The following is a 17,408-nucleotide window of genomic DNA, read 5'->3' on the forward strand; positions in this document are numbered from 1 at the left end:
GATGTCGCAGATGCACCAGCAGACTGCCGGGGCAGGTTCCACGTGCCCCGGCTGCGAAGAGCCGCTGGAAGCGGGTGACCTGTTCTGCGGCGCGTGCGGTCACGACCTGTCGGCGCAGCCGGCCGGGTCCGACGACCGCCCCACCGTCGCCATGAACGGCTCGCCGTCGGCGCCGTCCTCCGGCGCGTCGTCGCAGTGGCCCGTCGCCCCGGACGTGGACAGCTCCGACATGCCGGTGCCCGCGCACCTGCCCACCGACCTGCCGGTCACCGAGTCGTCGGGCGGCGAGCTCTCCCCGAACGCGGGGGAGGTACGGACGGACGCCCCCGCGGCCCGCCCCGCCGAGCCGGACGAGTACCCCCTGCCGGCCCCCGGCGCCCAGCCGGAGCCCGAGCCCGCCGACCCCCGCACGGCCCTGCCCGACCCCACGCCGCCCGCGGGCACCAAGCTCTGCGTGGCGTGCCGTTCGGGCCGCGTGGACCCGGACGGCTACTGCGAGAACTGCGGTCACGCTCAGCCGCGCGAGCGCGACCACATGGAGCAGGAACTGGACGCGGTCGCCGCGGTCAGCGACCGGGGCCTGCGCCACCACCGCAACGAGGACGCGTTCGCCATCTCGTCGACCGCGCTGCCGGACGGCTCCCCCGCCGTCGTCGCGATCGTCTGCGACGGTGTCTCGTCCGCGACCCGCCCCGACGAGGCCTCGCTCGCCGCCTCCCGCGCGGCGAACGAATCGCTGCTCGCCGCGCTGCCGCTCGGCACGCACCCCCAGCAGGCCATGCACGACGCGATCCTCGCGGCGTCCGACGCCGTCAACGCCCTTGCCGCCGAGCCCACTCAGGCCAGGGAGCACTCCCCGCACCAGAACGCCCCCGCGTGCACCCTCGTCGGCTCGATCGTCGCCGGTGGCCTCCTTGTCGTCGGCTGGGTCGGCGACAGCCGTGCCTACTGGGTGCCCGACGACCGCAGCGGCCCGCCGGCCCGCCTCACCGAGGACGACTCGTGGGCCGCGCAGATGGTGGCGGCGGGTCTGATGAACGAGGCGGAGGCGTACGCGGACGAGCGCGCGCACGCCATCACGGGCTGGCTCGGCGCCGACGCGTACGAACTGGAGCCGCACACCGCTTCCTTCAAGCCGGACCGTGCGGGTGTAGTGGTCGTATGCACCGACGGGCTCTGGAACTACGCGGAAGCGGTGGAGGACATGGCACGGGCCGTGCCCGTCGACGCCGCCCGGCGCCCGCTGCACAGCGCCCAGGTCCTGGTCGGCCACGCGCTGGACGGCGGGGGCCACGACAACGTAACAGTGGCGATTCTGCCGTTCCGTGTCGTGCCGCAAGGGGCAGGATCCGCCTAGTGAAGGCCCCCGCAACGGGGTGCCGGCCACGCGCACTTGTCACCCACCGGCTTGGGGAAGCCGGTGGGAACGTCTAGGGGGAGCAGAGATCCATGGCCAATTTCTCGAAGTCGAACGTGCCGCAGTTCTCGGTCGACGTCTATCAGAACGAGTACCTCCCGGAGGGCGGCCGCGAGGTCAACGCGATCGCCACGGTCACCTCGACGGGCGGGGGCACGGTGGGGTCCGCGGTGAGCGCCCCGCACCTGTACTCGGCGGGGCAGACCCCGGACGCGGCCGTGGCGATCATGGTCGACTGTTCGGGCTCGATGGACTACCCGCCGACGAAGATGCGCGGCGCCCGTGACGCCACGGCTGCCGCCATCGACGCCGTACGGGACGGAGTGCACTTCGCGGTGATCGGCGGCACCCATGTCGCCAAGGAGGTCTATCCCGGCAACGGACGCCTCGCGGTCGCGGACGCGACCACCCGGGAGCAGGCCAAGCAGGCGCTGCGCAAGCTCAGCGCGGGCGGCGGCACGGCGATCGGCACCTGGCTTCGCCTGGCCGACCGGCTGCTCGCCTCGGCCGATGTCTCGATCCGGCATGGGATCGTGCTGACGGACGGCCGCAATGAACACGAGTCACCCGAGGACCTGCGGGCCTCCCTCGACGCCTGCGCGGGCCGCTTCACCTGTGACGCCCGCGGTGTCGGCACCGACTGGGAGGTGAAAGAGGTCACGGGCATAGCCTCCGCCCTCCTCGGCACCGCCGACATCGTCGCCGATCCCTCGGGCCTGGCCGCCGACTTCACGCAGATGATGGAGACGGCGATGGGCAAGGAGGTCGCCGACGTCAGCCTGCGGGTGTGGACGCCGCTCGGCGCCGAGATCAAGTTCGTCAAGCAAGTGGCGCCCACAGTCGAGGAGTTGACCGACCGTCGCACGGAGGCGGGGCCGCGCGCCGGCGACTATCCCACCGGTTCCTGGGGCGACGAGTCCCGCGATTACCACATCTGTGTCGAGGTGCCGCACGCCGAGCTCGGCCAGGAGATGCTCGCGGCCCGCGTCTCGCTGATCGTGCCGCAGCCGGACGGCAGCGCCCAGACGCTCTCGCAGGGCCTGGTGCGGGCCGTCTGGACGGATGACATGGCCGCATCGACGTCGATCAACCCGCAGGTGGCGCACTACACGGGCCAGGCGGAACTGGCCCAGGTGATCCAGCAGGGCCTCGATGCGCGCAAGTCGGGAGATATGGACGGAGCCACGGCCAAACTGGGCCGCGCCGTCCAGCTCGCCAGCGCCTCGGGCAACGAGGACACCGCGAAGCTGCTTTCGAAGGTGGTCGACGTGGTCGACGCCGTGGCAGGTACTGTTCGATTGAAGGCGAGGGTTGCCGAGGCCGACGAGATGACTCTCGAGACGCGGTCGACGAAGACTGTTCGCGTGAAGAAGTAGCAGCACCCATACCCGTAACAGCCCCATAGCAGCACGTACGGCCTTCTGGGCCGGAGAAGGAGAGGGGGAAGCGCCGACATGCCGACCTGCCCGAACGGACACCAGTCGGGTTCCGACGACTGGTGCGAGGTCTGCGGTCACCGCATGGCCGGTGCCGTGCCCCCGCCCCCGCCGCCCCCGGCCGCTCCCGGTTACGGCTACCCGCCGCCGGGGCCCGGCCAGGAAGCCGGCTACGGCTACCCCCAGCAGACCCCGGGGCACCCGCACCTGTCGGCCGTGCCGGACCAGGCCGCCGAGCCCGAGCTCTGCCCGCAGTGCCGCACGCCCCGCGAGGCGAACGCGCCGTTCTGCGAGGAGTGCCGCTGGAACTTCCTGACGAACACGGCCACCTCGTACACCCCGGCCGCCCCGCACCCGCCGACGCCGAACCCGGCGCAGCAGTTCCAGCAGCCGCCCGGCCGGCAGCCCCACGGCACCCAGCCCGGCCAGGACCCGTTCGGCTACCAGGGCTCGCGGCCCTCGCAGATGAACCGGCCCGCCGAGCCGATCCCGCCGTTCGGCAACGGCAACCCGTCCGGTCAGGTGCCGCCGCCCTACAGCGGCGACCCGTCGGGCAGGCCCCCGCAGTCGTTCCAGCAGCAGGGTCCGCCTGCTCCGCCCGCCTTCCCGCAGGAGACGGGCACCCCGCCGCCTCCGGGCGGCCCGTCCTTCGGCGGCGGCAACGACGACTGGGTGCTCCCGCCGCCCTCGTCGTCCACTCCGGGTCCGGGCGCTCCGGGGCAGGGCGGTCCGGGGCAGGGCGCTCCGCAGGCTCCCGAGCAGGGCGAGTGGGGCCATCAGCAGCAGGGCCAGCAGCCTCAGCAGACGCAGGCGCCGCAGGGTCCTCCCGGCTATCAGGCGGTGCCGGGGCCCAGCACCGGCACGGTCTCCTGGTCGGCGACGATCGGCCCGGACCGCGAGTACTTCATGGCGATGATGCACCGCAGCGGCCCCGAGGCGTCGGGACTGAACCTGCCCGCGTACTCGCCCGAGCAGCAGCGCCCGCTGGCCGGCAACCAGATCACCATCGGCCGTCGCCGGCACTCCACCGGTGACACCCCGGACATCGACCTGTCCGTGCCGCCGGAGGACCCGGGCGTCTCGCACCAGCACGCGGTCCTGGTCCAGCAGCCGGACGGCAGCTGGGCGGTCGTCGACCAGAACTCGACCAACGGCACCACGGTCAACAACGGCGAGGAGCCCATCCAGCCGTTCGTCCCCGTGCCGCTCCAGGACGGCGACCGGGTGCACGTGGGCGCCTGGACGACCATCACGATCCGGCACAGCTGAGTCGTCCGTTCAGGGGCCTCCTCACGCGAGTGGCCAGGCGTACGGCCCTTCGGGGTCGTCCAGCCAGGCCCACTCGTGCGGCCCGCTGACGGTGACCCCGAACCGCTCGCGCACCGGCCGGTCCTCGCGCTGCCACAGGGCGAGGGCCTCATAGGGGTCGAGGCTGCCCGCGGTCAGCTCCAGCAAAAAGCGGAAGAGCTCGTTCTGCAGGGCCCTGCGCGGCAGCCCCCCGAGGTGCTGCTCGTGCGGGGCCCTTCTGCCACCGCCCCGCAGCGGCACAAAGTACGCGGGGGTGTGCAGGAAGCGGCCCTCCGCGTGCTCGGCGTCCCGCACCGTGAGGGCGATCAGGCCGGTGGCCAGCGGGGCCAGGATGCGGGCGCCGGGGCGGCACTGGGCCAGCCAGGGCCGCGGCAGCGAGCCCAGCGTGCAGGTCGCGATGATCCGGTCGTACGGAGCGCGCTCGGGGCACCCCGCGGTCCCGTCACCGGTGACCACGGCCGGGTGGTACCCGGCGGCCGTCAGATGCCGCCGCGCGGACTCGGTGATCTCCGGGTCCAGGTCGACGGTGGTGACGTGCTCCTGGCCGACCCGGTGGGCGAGCAGGGCCGCGTTGTAGCCGGTGCCCGCGCCGATCTCCAGGACGTCGCAGTCCCCGTCCCGCAGGTCCAGCTCGTCCAGCATCTTCGCCATCAGGGAGGGCTGACTGCTGGACGAGAGGAGCTCTCCGTCCCGTACGCGGGTGGCGAGCGGGACGTCCGCGTAGGCGCCGCGCAGCCAGCGTGCCCGGCGTGCGGGGTCGGGGTCCTCGCCCCAGAGGCGTTCGTGGCCGCCGCCCGATGACGTGACGTAGTAATACGGCACGAACAGGTGCCGCGGGACCTGTTCGAAGGCCGCGCGCAGTCCGGGGTCCCGCGCCCAGGCGCCGCCTGCTTCGATCTCGCGCACCAGGGCGGCTCCCGCCTCGGCGGCGAGGAGCGGGTCGACTGTGGGTCCCATACAGCCACTGTGCTGCGGTATGGCCGACGATGCGAGCGGCGGGACGTACCGATCCGGAGGGGATCGGTCCCGGTCCGGAGGCCGGCGGTCCTAAGTCTTCCGTCCTCGGTCGTCCCGTCTGAGACCATGGACGGTGTGATAGAGATCCCGCGCGGCACGCTTCAGGAGCAGACCTTCTATGAACAGGTCGGCGGCGAGGAGACCTTCCGGCGCCTGGTGCACTTCTTCTACCAGGGGGTCGCGGAGGACCCGCTGCTGCGACCGATGTACCCCGAGGAGGACCTGGGCCCTGCCGAGGAGCGCCTCGCGCTGTTCCTGATGCAGTACTGGGGCGGCCCCCGCACGTACAGCGACAACCGCGGCCACCCCCGGCTGCGGATGCGCCACGCCCCGTTCACCGTCGACAGGGCCGCGCACGACGCCTGGCTGAAGCACATGCGTGCCGCCGTGGAGGAGCTGAAGCTCTCCGAGGAGCACGAGCGGACGCTGTGGAACTACCTGACGTACGCGGCGGCATCGATGGTCAACTCAGAGGGCTGACGGCTCTCGGCGCGCCTTTCGGTGACCCGCTGATGGACCCTAGGCCGGGGTCACCGAGAGGCCGCCGACGCCGGACCGGCGCACGGCGATCGACCCGTAGTCGGTGCGCAGCCGCAGCCACGGTCCCGAGGCCAGCAGGTCGAGCGTGTCGCCCCGCAGGAACCCCAGGGCCTGCGCGGCGTGCGCGGCCCGCACGGGCAGGCCCGTGTCCCCGATGGTCCGGGACCAGATCTGCCGTCCCAGCTGATCGAGCTCGGCCCGGACCCGCCGCTCCTGCGGCAACTCCTCGACCCGCGACTTGAATTCGGCGACCGCGGCCGCCACGAGGCCCCGCACCGCGTCGGCCTGCGGAAGGCCGCGCTCGGGCTGCCAGCCGCCGCGCGGCGGAAGGACTCCGGCCCACGGCGGCCCGGTCACGGCCTGCGGCACGATGACCACTCCGGCCGACGCGACGGACTCCGCCGACTCCCCCACGGATTCGAGGAGTTCACCGGCGGAGACGGTGACGTCGAGGGAGGAGTCGAGCCCGTGCTCGTACGGCTTCGCGAGGCGCGCCGTACGGATGGCGAGCACCTCGAACGACGGCGGGCGGCCGAACACGGCGAGCGTGTCGCCGGCCGCCTGCAGACGGACCGCGGCGGCCTTGTCGTAGTGGATGAGCCGGGCCAGGAAGGCGGCGAGATCCCCCGCCTCCCCGGCGTCGGCGAAGTGCAGCTGCGCCGTCATGCGACGAGCGCCTCCGAGCCTCCGGCGACATCGCCGTCGTCATCCATGTAGGTCAGCAGAACGGCCTTCTCCTCGGCGGTGATCCGCCGCGGCCGCTGCTGCTCCAGGTTGAACGGGACGACGATCGTCGAGGCCCGCACGTACACCTGCTCGGGGTCCTTGACCTCGTACGAGATGGAGAGCGAGGCAGCGCCTATCTTCGTCACCCACGACTCGATGGTCACCGGCGCGTGCCGGTGGACCAACGGCCGTACGTAGTCGATCTCATGGCGGGCCACGACGGACCCGCCCGAGAACGACGGGCTGCCGTCCCCCGGTGCGAGCCGGAACATGAAGTCGATCCGCGCCTCTTCCAGGTACCGCAGGAAGACGACGTTGTTGACGTGCCCGAAGGCGTCCATGTCCGACCACCGGAGGGGGCAGCTGTAGATATGCCGGCTCATGGTGCTCAGCCTCGGGTGAGCTTCTTGTAGGTGGCACGGTGCGGACGGGTCGCGTCCGCGCCGAGGCGCTCGACCTTGTTCTTCTCGTACGACTCGAAGTTGCCCTCGAACCAGTACCACTTGGAGTCACCCTCGTAGGCGAGGATGTGCGTGGCGACCCGGTCGAGGAACCACCGGTCGTGGGAGATGACCACGGCCGCACCGGGGAACTCGAGCAGCGCGTTCTCGAGCGACGACAGGGTCTCGACGTCGAGGTCGTTCGTCGGCTCGTCGAGGAGGAGCAGGTTGCCGCCCTCCTTGAGGGTCAGCGCCAGGTTGAGGCGGTTGCGCTCACCACCGGAGAGCACTCCGGCCGGCTTCTGCTGGTCCGGACCCTTGAAGCCGAAGGCGGAGACGTACGCACGCGAGGGCATCTCGACCTGACCGACGTTGATGTAGTCGAGCTCGTCGGAGACGACGGCCCACAACGTCTTCTTCGGGTCGATGTTGGCGCGGCCCTGGTCGACGTAGCTGACCTTGACCGTGTCGCCGACCTTGATGGTGCCGGAGTCCGGCTCCTCGAGGCCCTGGATCATCTTGAACAGCGTGGTCTTGCCCGCGCCGTTCGGACCGATGATGCCGACGATGCCGTTACGCGGCAGCGAGAAGCTCAGGTCATCGACGAGAACCTTGTCCCCAAAAGCCTTGGAGAGATGCTCGACCTCGACGACGATCGACCCGAGGCGCGGGCCCGGCGGGATCTGGATCTCCTCGAAGTCCAGCTTCCGCATCTTGTCCGCCTCGGCGGCCATCTCCTCGTAGCGCGCCAGACGCGCCTTGGACTTGGCCTGACGCCCCTTGGCGTTGGACCGCACCCACTCGAGCTCTTCCTTGAGCCGCTTGGCGCGCTTCTCGTCCTTGCGGCCCTCGACCTTGAGACGGGTCTGCTTCTTCTCCAGGTAGGTGGAGTAGTTGCCCTCGTAGGGGTGGGCGCGGCCACGGTCGAGCTCGAGGATCCACTCGGCCACGTTGTCGAGGAAGTACCGGTCGTGAGTGACGGCGACGACGGCGCCCGCGTACTTCGACAGGTGCTGCTCCAGCCAGTTCACCGACTCGGCGTCGAGGTGGTTGGTGGGCTCGTCGAGGAGCAGCAGGTCGGGCGCCTCGATGAGGAGCTTGCAGAGCGCGACGCGGCGCTTCTCACCACCGGAGAGGGTGGTGACGGGCCAGTCGCCGGGCGGGCAGCCGAGGGCGTCCATGGCCTGCTCGAGCTGGGCGTCCAGGTCCCACGCGTTGGCGTGGTCCAGGTCCTCCTGGAGCTTGCCCATCTCTTCCATGAGCGCGTCCGAGTAGTCGGTCGCCATGAGCTCGGCGACCTCGTTGAAGCGCTTGAGCTTGCCCATGATCTCGGCGGCGCCGTCCTGGACGTTCTCCAGAACGGTCTTGCTCTCGTCGAGCTGCGGCTCCTGCATGAGGATGCCGACGCTGTAGCCGGGCGAGAGGAACGCGTCACCGTTGGACGGCTGCTCAAGGCCGGCCATGATCTTCAGCACCGTGGACTTACCGGCGCCGTTGGGGCCCACGACACCGATCTTCGCGCCAGGGAGGAAGCTCAAGGTGACGTCATCGAGAATCACCTTGTCGCCGTGCGCCTTGCGCGTCTTGCGCATGGTGTAGATGTACTCAGCCAAGAGAAACCGTCCGGCAATCAGTGAGTGGGCAGATACACCCCATCTTGCCTGACGGCCACCTACCGGGGGAAACCAGTATGGCTGGGGGGCCATGACCTGGACGTTCGTCGGGCGTTTGGGTAAGCGGACCGTCACTGCCTGTTGCCATAGGGCGGCGCCGAGCGAGCGGGACCCCTCTACAAGCGCCGCCGCCGTGGATACGGTCACCGGGTGGACTGGGCTGCTCCCGTGAGCGCGCTGATCGGTGGAGGCATCGCCGTCGCTTCCGGCTGGACCGTGGAGCGAAGCCGCTGGAAACGTGACGAGCAACGACATGAGAGAGACCGCCGCACGACTCTCTACGCCGACTACCTCACTGCGGTCCTCGCCGCTCGGGAGCAGATATGGCATGCGAGCCGGTGGCATGAGCTTCCGGGGCACGAGCGCATCGCCATGAGGACCGACCTGAACTCCTTGCGCTAGGTAGACGGGCGAGCGCCCGGCAGTTGTGTTCTGCCGGGCGCTCGTCTTGGGGTTCGTTTTCCGGGGATGCCTGACGCCTTGGTTTCTGGTCAGTCCTCGGGGGACGGCTCCGGGTTCGTGGTGGTGGGGGTCGGCTTTTTGCGGAGGAGGAACATGGCCGCCGCGCCCAGGACCACCATGACGACCGCTATGACGGCGATCATCGGGGTTGCGCTGGAGCCGCCCGTTTCCGCGAGGTCGCCGCCGCCCGTGCTGGTGCCGCCTGCTGACGCGGGGCTGGGGACGGACATCGGTTCCGTCTTGTTGCCGATCGCGCTGGCCTCCGTACGGCAGTCGAGTACGCCCTTGAAGCGCTTCTCGTAGCCGTTCGGGCCCTTGATCGTGAAGTCGTAGGCCTGGTCTTCCTGCAGCGGGATCGTCACCGTCCGCGATGTGCCGGCCTCGATGGTGTGCTTGAGGCCCATGAGGCGGAAGGTGAACGACTCGTCGCCCTTGTTGCTCGCCGTGATGTCCACGCCGCTCTTGGCGCAGTTCTTCTCGGCGGACAGCGCCGGTATCGCGCCCTTCTTGGCCCAGGTCGCGCTCGCCGTGGCGGAGACCGTGGATTCGCTGGAGCCCGCGAGGATCTGCGTCTGACTGCGGGTCTCGGAGGCGAAGGCCCGGCCGACCGGGATCGTGGTGGACGCCTGCACGGCGAGTGCCGCCGAGCCGTCGGGGGCGTCCTCGGGGATGTCGAAGAACAGCTCGCTGCCGTTGGCCGCGGAGGTCACCGGCTTGCCGTTCTTGCCGATGATCTTCACCCCGCTCGTCGCCGCGTCCGCCGGCGGGGTCACGGACACGGCGTCCGCGTCCGTCCGCACGGTGACCGGACCGACCCGCTCCCCCGCGCGTCCGGAGACCGCGGGCGGGTCGAGGGTCAGCGAGGCCCTGGGCTCGGCCACGCGGCGGGCACTCTCGTAGAGGTAGTCGGCGAGCTTCTCGGCCTGCGGGTCGACCGCGTCCACCTCGGCACCGTCCGAGTAGCGCCAGATCGCCACCTGGGTGCCGGCGGCCGCCTCCTGTTCGGTGAGCGCCCGTGTGCCCGCCTTGTGGGCCAGCGCCGCGAGGTCGTTCACCTGCGGGTAGGAGTGCTGAAGGATCCAGCGGATCCTGCCCGCGTCCTCGTTGCTGTCCAGCGAAGTGCCGCTCCAGGGGGTCTCCTGGTACTTCGCGTCCTTCTGCGTGGGGTTCTGGATGTCGACGCAGTACGTCTGCAGGGTGCCGCCACCGTCCACGGACATCTCGAAGAGCCCGGCGGGCACCTGCTGCTTCGTCCCGTTCTCACGGATGACGGCCTGGCCGTACGTCTGGAGCCCGCCCAGTGTCGCGACGGCTCCGCCCTGGTGCTGCGGAACCTCCTCCGCGGCGGCGGGACCCGCGGCGGCTATCGCGCCCGCCGCGAGGACCCCGGTCGCCAGCGTCACCGCGGCAAGGCGCGTGGCGCCCCGTCTCCCCCGGGACGGGGCGGAGAACACCGTGGACACCGTGGACACCGGGGACGCCGAGAACGCCGAGAACGCCGAGAACGCCGAGAACGCGGAAACCACTGAACGTGCAAAAGACACAGAATTCCCCTCCGGACGGGACCCGTTCACGTCGAGGGGGGTGGTCCCGCCAGCAGATTGAAGGGGCAGAATCACCTGCCACCTGCGTGGCAACCACTACCAACTGCCCCGTGAGCTACCTTCGGCATCCTAGGGACGCGGCACACCACGGTCCCCCGTCCTACCGTTCGATAACCGATCCGACTCGGAATCGTTATCGCCAACAACCTTTCAGAACCGGGCTTATCGACAAATCAACGGCAACCATTCGCCGATAAGCCGCACATCGGTCGTCGCGTCGGGCGTCACATCGCTCGCCTCCTCTGACGGTTCATCACCCCACCGGCTCCGGCTCAGGCATCGGCTCAGTCATCGACTCGGGGGCCGGGTCGGGGTCCGGCTGGTCCGGCTCGTGTGCGGGCTCCCACTCTCGCGCCGCCGTTGAATCCGTCAGCGCCGCATTGGCCTTCAGCACGCGCCGGAAAGCCGCCGTGCCGCGCGAGAGATCGTGGCCGACGGTCATCGCGTCGATGTCCGCCGACGTCCAGTGCTGACCGCCCCGCTCCTCGTCGCGCACCCTCAACTTGCCCTGCACGATCACGGGTTCACCGATCGTCAGCGAGCCCTGCACGTTGGCGCCGAGCGATCGCCTCGCCCACACCGTGAAGAAGTTGGTGTGGCCGTCCGCCCAGACGTTCCGCACCGCGTCGTAGTACCGCGCCGTCACCGCGAGCCGGAACCGCGCCACCGGCCCGGAAGGCAGCTCCCGGAACACCGGCGTCGTCGCGACGTTCCCCACCACCGTCACCAAGGTCTCGTTCATGCCGAACCCCTCCCTCGTCCACTCGTCCGCTCGTCCGCTCGGCCACTCGGCCACTCGTCCACTCCGAGTCCGCCGCCGCGGTGGTCGGTCCCGCGGCTTCGATCTCAGAGTGGACCGGTCGGGACGGGCCCGCTGAGCCCTGTGGTCTACCGGGCAGTTGTGGAAAACTCCCTCACCCGGACGAGGGGGCGCCGGGGTGAGACCGGGGCTGGACTCAGCCGACCGCCGCCCCCGTCACCCGCACGTACTGCTCCCGTACCTCCAGATACCGCAGCAGCTCCGCCGCCACCGGATCCAGGACCCTTGCACGCCCGCACCCGGCCGCCGCCTCCCGCAACCGCCGTTCCGCATCCAGGCCGTAGCGCCGCGCAGGTCCCCGTGCCGCCATCCGGCTCGCCCACTCCACGCAGGGACCGCCCACGATGCCGACCAGCATCAGCAGCACCGGCACGCCCAGGTTCGGCACGGCGACCCCGATGATCTGCGCCACCAGCCAGAGCCCGCCCACGACTTGGAGCAGCGTCATCGCCGCCTGGGCGAAGACCGCGACCGGCCACCAGCCGGGCCGCGGCGGCTTGCCCTCCGGCACCCCGGCCGACGCCGTCAGCGCGTCGAGTGCCTCGGGCAGCCCGTCCGAGCCGCGCACCGCGGCCTCCCGCACCGCCTGCCCCCAGGGCTGCGGCAACCCCCAAGCCGCCTCGTCGGCCACCGTGCGCACCGCCTGCTCGACGCGCTGGCGGGCCGTGGCCTCCTCGTCCGCGGGAGCCTGCGCCACGGGCCAGCCGATGCCACGCGGCGAGCGCTGGGCCTCGTACCAACGCCACAGCCGCAGCCAAGGCGTGCCGCACGCCTTGCCCGCGTTGCGCCGCCAGGCCCGTTCCGCGGCCTGCCCGGCCGCGGCCGCTCCCACCGCGTCCGCGAGCCGGTCGGCGAACTCCTCGCGCGCCTCCTCGCTGAGGCCGATCCACGTGCGGCCTCCCCGGCTTCCGTGCGATCCGGCCCCGGCCGCGTACACGGGCCACAGCTCGTCGGCGGTGGCGTCCAGGTCGGCGGCGATCCGCCGGGCGGCGGCGCCTCGCTCCTTGGTGAACTGGCCGAGGGTCTCCCGGAGTTCGTCGACCCCGTCGCCGGTCAGCGCGGACAGGGCGAGCACGGTGGCGCCGGGTTCACCGTGTTCGCCGAGCGCGATGCCGTCCTCGTCGAGCAGCCGTCGCAGGTCGTCGAGCACCTGGTCGGCGGCGTCGCCCGGGAGACGGTCCACCTGGTTGAGCACCACGAACATGACCTCGGCGTGCCCGGCCATGGGCCGCAGATAGCGCTCGTGGAGCATCGCGTCGGCGTACTTCTCGGGGTCGACGACCCAGATGACCGCGTCGACGAGCGTGAGGATGCGGTCCACGTGCGCGCGGTGTTCCCCGACCGCCGAGTCGTGGTCGGGCAGGTCGATCAGGACGAGCCCTTCCAGGGTGTTGAGGTCCGGGCCCTGGAGGGGCCGTCTGCGCAGCCGCCCCGGGATGCCGAGCCGGTCCAGGAGCCCTGCCGCGCCATCCGTCCAGCTGCACCCGATGGGGGCCGCCGTGGTGGGCCTGCGGACGCCCGTGTCCGAGATCGTCACGCCGGCGAGGGCGTTGAAGAGCGTCGACTTGCCGCTCCCCGTGGCGCCCGCGATGGCGACGACGGTGTGCCGGCCGGAGAGCCTGCGCCGGGCCGCGGCCTCGTCCAGGACCCTGCCCGCCTCGGCGAGCGTGGCGCTGTCCAGCCGGGTGCGGGAGAGCCCGACGAGTTCCCGCAGGGCGTCGAGCCGGGCCCGCAGGGGCCCTTCGTAGGCGGTCGAAACGCCGGACGACGTACTGGATGACGTACTGGATGACGTGCTGGAAGGAGCACCGGATGGCGTAGTGGAAGGCGTAATGGCAGGTGCGCCGGAGGGTGATGCGGACGCGACCGAGGTCTCCGCGGGGGCGTACGCGTCGGCGCTGGAGTTGCCCCCCGCCCCCCGGGCGGAGCCGTTTCGCGTGGCACCGCCGCGACGCGCGATCAGCCCGTCGTCCCAGACGACTTCGGAGTCGCCACGGGCCTCCCCGGCGGTGCCCTCGGGATTCGTCGGCTTCGGCTCCCTGGGGGGCTCGTCGCGCTCGTGCTCGGTGTGATCAGTGACGGCAGTCACCGCGGTCACCTCTCCTTCTGCAGTACGGACAGCGCGGCGATCAGGTCGGCCTGGGGTTCGGGGTTCACGTCGAGGCTGTCGAGGGGGGCGAGGCGCCGTTCGCGCTCCGCGTCCAGGACGTTGTCCAGGTAGGTGGTGAGCAGGCGTCCGCCCCGGTCCCGCAAGCGGAGCGCTCCTTGTGCGCCGATCCGCTCGGCGAGCGTCTCTCCCGCCGAGCGTCCGCGGTCCCCGCCGAGCAGGGCCGTGGCGAGCAGAGCGGCCACCATCTCGGGGTCGGGCACGAGGTTCTTCTCGATCCGGTCGAGCCCGCGGACCTCGTCCTCCGCGTACTCCTCCAGGATGCGTCGCCAGCGCCGTACGGCCATCCCGATGCGGTGCTCGGCACTCTCCACGCTCTCGGAGCTCGCAACGCCCTGGACGGGTCGTTCACGGTCGCCTAGCCCGGGTGCCGCGGCGGCCGGCTCGCGCCGCCACGCCTCGTCGATGCGTTCGTCGGCGGCGGTCACCGCGCAGAGCAGCAGCGCCTCCAGGCTCTCGGCGACGGCGTCCAGGAGTTCACCCGCGCCGCAGTCCAGCGGATAGCTGCGCCAGCGCTTCAGCGCGTCGCCGGCGAGGACGGCGCCCGCCTGCAGACGCTCCCGCACGCGCGCGTGCTCGTGTCCGTAGGCCTCGTCGACGACTGAGGTGAGTCGGAGTGCGGCCGCGTACTGGGCGGCGACGGCGCCCGCGAGCTCAGGGACCCGCACGTTGAGGGACTGGATGACGCCGTGTGCCGTACGCGCGATGGCCTCCGCGCGGGCCTTGGGCTCCTGGGACCGGTGGGTGAGCCAGGCCCGCAGCGGCGCGACGGCGGTGGAGGGGAGCAGCCCGCCGCCGCCCGTGGACTCGGGCAGCTCGGGCACGGTGAAGCGCGGTACGTCGCCGAGGCCCGCCTTGAGGAGCAGCGCCCCGTACTGCCGCGACACCTCGGCCACCAGCTGGTGCGGCACCCGGTCGAGGACGGTGACGAGGGTCGCGTCGTGCTCCTTCGCGGTACGCAGCAGATGCCAGGGCACGGCGTCCGCGTACCGGGACGCGGTGGTCACCATGACCCAGACGTCGGCCGCGGAGATGAGTTCGGCGGCGAGGATGCGGTTGTCGGAGATGAGCGAGTCCACGTCGGGCGCGTCCAGGAGCGCGAGCCCCTGGGGCAGGGTCTCCGCGGTCTCGATGCGCAGCGCGCGTTCGCCGCCGGGCGTGAGCGGCAGCAGGTCGTCGCTGCCGTCGTCGTCCTCGTCCCGCCCGGCCGAAGGCTCCGGACGGGGCACCCACACGCGCGTGAGGTCGGGGAGTACGCGCATGCCGGCGAACCAGTGATGGTCCTCCGGATGGCATACGAGTACCGGTGTGCGGGTGGTCGGCCGCAGCACCCCCGCCTCGCTGACCTGCCGGCCGACGAGGGAGTTCACCAGGGTCGACTTGCCCGCCCCGGTGGAACCCCCGATCACGGCGAGCAGCGGCGCTTCGGGGGCCCGCAGGCGGGGCACCAAGTAGTCGTCGAGCTGGGCAAGGAGCTCGTCCCGGTTGGCACGCGCGCGTGGCGCCCCCGCCAAGGGGAGCGGAAAGCGTGCGGCGGCGACACGCTCGCGCAGGGCGGAGAGTGCGTCGAGCAGTTGAGGCCGTACGTCCAAGGTCACCACATGTGAAGAATGCCCAATTTTGGTGGCTTTCTGAAGCATATGGGCACCCCTGCGCGCCGATCGGACACATGGGATGGAAGGGGCGACTGGGGCGCAGGCATAACGAGTGCACAACACCCGGGGCGCGAGACGCCAAAAGCGGTGCGAGATTCGCACCTGCCTGCGATTATCAGGACCGCTTCACTGAACCTCCACATAGTGCCGCGGAGGCGAAGCACCAGGGACAAGGACCCGGGAGCCCTATCCTTGTCCCCGGCAAGGTCACGGCTCGTCCCTTCACCCGGGCTCCAGGCCACCGGCCACCATCCGGCCCCCGTAGCTCAGTGGATAGAGCAGGCGCCTTCTAAGCGCTTGGCCGCAGGTTCGAGTCCTGCCGGGGGCGCTCAGTCCGTCCGTGTTCGGCCCTCCTCACCGGGAGGGCCTTTTTGCTGGTCAGGGGCACACCACGGGCGCCGGGGAGCGGACACGCAAGCGCCAGACCGCCCCCAGATGATCGCGGGGAGGGTCCGGCGCTGTCCGGCTGTCACCGGGTTTCTGCGGGTGGCCACGGTGAATACGTGGGGAAGTTCTCCGAGGGTGCCGTCAGCCTCACGACGGGATCTCCGGGAGGTCTCCCCTCGCCTCGATCCGCTTCTTGAGGTCGGTGAGCTGACCCGACACGCACCGGGTGTAGATGGCGAGCAGCACAGGAACGCTGTTGCCCGCCCACTCCGCGACCTGCGCGGCCGGCACTCCGTCGTTGAGCCAGTTCGTGAGGCAGGTGTGCCGCAGGTCGTACACCCGCTTCCCCAGCGGCGAAGCGAACTCCTCAGGCGTGAGGACCGTCGCCCGTGCGGTTCGCCAGGCACGGCGGATGACCGATCCGGCGAGCATCTCGCCCTTCTCCCCCGGAAACAGCAGGTCCCCAGGCTTCAGCTTCTGGGCCTTGATGTGCTCGCGAAGGATCTTCGTGAGCGACGGATGCCCCGGAACGATCCGGGTGTCGTCCGCGGCCCGTCCCTTCAAGCCTCGCTTCTCGTGGATCGCTCCGGTGTCGGTCCAGTTCTTGCCGACCTCCGGCTGAGCAGTGTGGAACACGAGTTCACTCCACTGATCTTCGGCGTCCTCGCCAGGCAGATGGACGTCCACCACGCGCATCGCGACGACCTCCTCCGGGCGTGGCCCGGCGTAGTACATCGTGGCGAAGAAGGCGTGCAGCCGCGCGCCACCGCGAGGGCGACGCCGGACCCAACCAAGAAGGCGGGCCGCTTGCAGGGCGTTGAGCAGGGACCGCTTGTCGACCGCGGACGACGTCTTGGGGGCGGTCCCTCGCCCTTTGGGGAGCGGATTCGAGCGAAGAACCCGGTGTGTGACGGCGTACTCCATCGCCACGTTCAGGATGCGCCGGGTGCGCTTGACGGAGCTAGCCGCGGCCGGTGCGCCATCGAGCCTGACGGCTAGCTCGCGGAGTACCTCATCGACCTTGGCGGGGTCCTCCCACGCGGCCATCGTCAGGGTGTTGCGCTCAACCCATTTGAGGATCACCGCGACATCCGGCGGTGCCTCCTCGCGCCGCCTGGTGTTGAACGCGAACTCCCGCAAGGCGGTGCGGACGTCGACTGCCTTGAAGGGGCTAGCCGGCGTGCGCAGAAGCTCGATAGTCGTTGCCATCAGGGCTTTGGACACGTTCTTTCTGCTGTTCCCGGAGGTCCGGCGCCACTGGACATCGCAGAACTGCACGGCGAAGTCGTACCAGTTCACGCCGCTCGCGCCTGTCTGGTGCGAGACAGGGCGCCCCGTGGTGAGGCTGAACGCCTCACCACGGCGGGTAGCACTGACGAGTTCGGAGCGGAAAGCGTCCGCGAGGGCCCGCGTCCCGAACGGGGCCCGACGCTCCGTTCCTTCCAGCGCCCAACGGACGGTGTACGTCGTGCCTCTCGCCCCCTTGTACACCGAGATCTTCCAGACCTTGACGTTGTACGTCGTCTCCATCAGGCAGCGTCCTCAAGGTCGTTAAGCCAGTGATCCAGGTCGTTCCGGCGTACGCGTAGGTCGCCGTTCGGGAGCTTGATACAGCGGGGCGCGCGGCCCTTTTGACGCCAGTCGTAGAAAGTCGAGCGCGAGACGTTCAGTTCCTTGCAGACCTCGGGAAGCGTGAGCATCGCTCGTGTCCCGTTGGGGCTAGGCATGGGCTGCCCTCCATGGCGGGGTGGGTCAA

At 70.8% G+C, this 17,408-nt stretch carries 15 protein-coding genes and 1 tRNA gene; 6 read left to right on the plus strand and 10 right to left on the minus strand.

From position 1 onward, the window contains the following. Position 1 precedes the first annotated feature (1 nt). The 3 genes from AB0I66_RS30870 to AB0I66_RS30880 all read left to right on the plus strand — a co-directional run bounded on the left by AB0I66_RS30870 (position 2) and on the right by AB0I66_RS30880 (position 4,122). Positions 2 to 1,357, plus strand: a complete 1,356-nt coding sequence (locus AB0I66_RS30870) for a PP2C family serine/threonine-protein phosphatase (RefSeq protein WP_363211253.1) — start codon at positions 2 to 4, stop codon at positions 1,355 to 1,357. Positions 1,358 to 1,449: 92 nt separating this feature from the next. Next, the gene (locus tag AB0I66_RS30875) at positions 1,450 to 2,793 is read left to right on the plus strand and encodes a VWA domain-containing protein (protein WP_363211254.1); all 1,344 of its coding nucleotides are present in this window, start codon (positions 1,450 to 1,452) and stop codon (positions 2,791 to 2,793) included. A gap of 78 nt (positions 2,794 to 2,871) precedes the next feature. Further along, complete coding sequence (locus AB0I66_RS30880) at positions 2,872 to 4,122, plus strand: FHA domain-containing protein (protein ID WP_363211255.1); 1,251 nt, start codon at positions 2,872 to 2,874, stop codon at positions 4,120 to 4,122. Positions 4,123 to 4,143: 21 nt separating this feature from the next. Here the strand turns inward: AB0I66_RS30880 and AB0I66_RS30885 are convergent, their stop codons facing one another. Continuing rightward, positions 4,144 to 5,118, minus strand: coding sequence for a methyltransferase domain-containing protein (locus tag AB0I66_RS30885; protein WP_363211256.1), 975 nt, complete (start codon positions 5,116 to 5,118; stop codon positions 4,144 to 4,146). Positions 5,119 to 5,244: 126 nt separating this feature from the next. Between AB0I66_RS30885 and AB0I66_RS30890 the strand changes: the two genes are divergently transcribed. Continuing rightward, a complete protein-coding gene (locus AB0I66_RS30890) occupies positions 5,245 to 5,658 on the plus strand; it encodes a globin (protein ID WP_361835995.1) in 414 nt (137 codons plus the stop codon). A gap of 39 nt (positions 5,659 to 5,697) precedes the next feature. Here the strand turns inward: AB0I66_RS30890 and AB0I66_RS30895 are convergent, their stop codons facing one another. Genes AB0I66_RS30895 through ettA form a run of 3 tightly spaced genes read right to left on the minus strand, consistent with a single transcriptional unit; the run spans position 5,698 to position 8,497 of the window. After that, entirely contained in the window at positions 5,698 to 6,384 is a 687-nt protein-coding gene (locus AB0I66_RS30895; RefSeq protein WP_363211257.1) for a hypothetical protein, read from the minus strand. Further along, positions 6,381 to 6,827 carry a thioesterase family protein gene (locus AB0I66_RS30900; RefSeq protein ID WP_363211258.1) on the minus strand — a complete coding sequence of 149 codons (447 nt, stop codon included), beginning with the start codon at positions 6,825 to 6,827 and terminating at the stop codon, positions 6,381 to 6,383. Before AB0I66_RS30900 ends, AB0I66_RS30895 begins: the two co-directional genes overlap by 4 nt. A 5-nt stretch (positions 6,828 to 6,832) precedes the next feature. Further along, entirely contained in the window at positions 6,833 to 8,497 is a 1,665-nt protein-coding gene (gene ettA, locus AB0I66_RS30905; protein ID WP_363211259.1) for an energy-dependent translational throttle protein EttA, read from the minus strand. 210 nt (positions 8,498 to 8,707) lie between these two features. Here ettA and AB0I66_RS30910 point away from each other — a divergent pair, with 210 nt between their 5' ends. Beyond that, entirely contained in the window at positions 8,708 to 8,959 is a 252-nt protein-coding gene (locus AB0I66_RS30910; protein WP_363211260.1) for a hypothetical protein, read from the plus strand. Between the two features lie 89 nt (positions 8,960 to 9,048). Here the strand turns inward: AB0I66_RS30910 and AB0I66_RS30915 are convergent, their stop codons facing one another. From AB0I66_RS30915 to AB0I66_RS30930, 4 genes are all read right to left on the minus strand, one after another. Then, the gene (locus AB0I66_RS30915; protein ID WP_363211554.1) at positions 9,049 to 10,482 is read right to left on the minus strand and encodes a Cys-Gln thioester bond-forming surface protein; all 1,434 of its coding nucleotides are present in this window, start codon (positions 10,480 to 10,482) and stop codon (positions 9,049 to 9,051) included. A 394-nt stretch (positions 10,483 to 10,876) separates the two neighbouring features. Beyond that, positions 10,877 to 11,365: a single-stranded DNA-binding protein gene (locus AB0I66_RS30920; protein ID WP_363211261.1), complete on the minus strand. Its 489-nt coding sequence runs from the start codon at positions 11,363 to 11,365 to the stop codon at positions 10,877 to 10,879. A 214-nt stretch (positions 11,366 to 11,579) separates the two neighbouring features. Beyond that, complete coding sequence (locus tag AB0I66_RS30925; protein ID WP_363211262.1) at positions 11,580 to 13,541, minus strand: GTPase; 1,962 nt, start codon at positions 13,539 to 13,541, stop codon at positions 11,580 to 11,582. Beyond that, a complete protein-coding gene (locus AB0I66_RS30930; protein ID WP_363211263.1) occupies positions 13,538 to 15,211 on the minus strand; it encodes a dynamin family protein in 1,674 nt (557 codons plus the stop codon). Before AB0I66_RS30930 ends, AB0I66_RS30925 begins: the two co-directional genes overlap by 4 nt. 309 nt (positions 15,212 to 15,520) lie before the next feature. Between AB0I66_RS30930 and AB0I66_RS30935 the strand changes: the two genes are divergently transcribed. Further along, positions 15,521 to 15,593, plus strand: a tRNA-Arg gene (locus AB0I66_RS30935). 206 nt (positions 15,594 to 15,799) lie between these two features. Here AB0I66_RS30935 and AB0I66_RS30940 read toward each other — a convergent pair. Further along, positions 15,800 to 17,182, minus strand: coding sequence for a site-specific integrase (locus tag AB0I66_RS30940; protein WP_363211264.1), 1,383 nt, complete (start codon positions 17,180 to 17,182; stop codon positions 15,800 to 15,802). Continuing rightward, entirely contained in the window at positions 17,182 to 17,379 is a 198-nt protein-coding gene (locus AB0I66_RS30945; protein WP_363211265.1) for a helix-turn-helix domain-containing protein, read from the minus strand. The genes AB0I66_RS30940 and AB0I66_RS30945 overlap by 1 nt, the downstream gene beginning before the upstream one ends. Positions 17,380 to 17,408: the final 29 nt, after the last annotated feature.

Origin of the sequence: Streptomyces sp. NPDC050439, assembly GCF_040655335.1 — a bacterium.
Taxonomy (GTDB): Bacteria; Actinomycetota; Actinomycetes; order Streptomycetales; family Streptomycetaceae; genus Streptomyces.

Excerpts from the sequence above, each read along its gene's own strand:
- AB0I66_RS30870 (WP_363211253.1), top strand. The coding sequence starts at position 2 with ATGTCGCAGATGCACCAGCAGACTGCCGGGGCAGGTTCCACGTGCCCC.
- AB0I66_RS30875 (WP_363211254.1), top strand. The coding sequence starts at position 1,450 with ATGGCCAATTTCTCGAAGTCGAACGTGCCGCAGTTCTCGGTCGACGTC.
- AB0I66_RS30880 (WP_363211255.1), top strand. The coding sequence starts at position 2,872 with ATGCCGACCTGCCCGAACGGACACCAGTCGGGTTCCGACGACTGGTGC.
- AB0I66_RS30885 (WP_363211256.1), bottom strand. The coding sequence starts at position 5,118 with ATGGGACCCACAGTCGACCCGCTCCTCGCCGCCGAGGCGGGAGCCGCC.
- AB0I66_RS30890 (WP_361835995.1), top strand. The coding sequence starts at position 5,245 with ATGGACGGTGTGATAGAGATCCCGCGCGGCACGCTTCAGGAGCAGACC.
- AB0I66_RS30895 (WP_363211257.1), bottom strand. The coding sequence starts at position 6,384 with ATGACGGCGCAGCTGCACTTCGCCGACGCCGGGGAGGCGGGGGATCTC.
- AB0I66_RS30900 (WP_363211258.1), bottom strand. The coding sequence starts at position 6,827 with ATGAGCCGGCATATCTACAGCTGCCCCCTCCGGTGGTCGGACATGGAC.
- AB0I66_RS30920 (WP_363211261.1), bottom strand. The coding sequence starts at position 11,365 with ATGAACGAGACCTTGGTGACGGTGGTGGGGAACGTCGCGACGACGCCG.
- AB0I66_RS30940 (WP_363211264.1), bottom strand. The coding sequence starts at position 17,182 with ATGGAGACGACGTACAACGTCAAGGTCTGGAAGATCTCGGTGTACAAG.
- AB0I66_RS30945 (WP_363211265.1), bottom strand. The coding sequence starts at position 17,379 with ATGCCTAGCCCCAACGGGACACGAGCGATGCTCACGCTTCCCGAGGTC.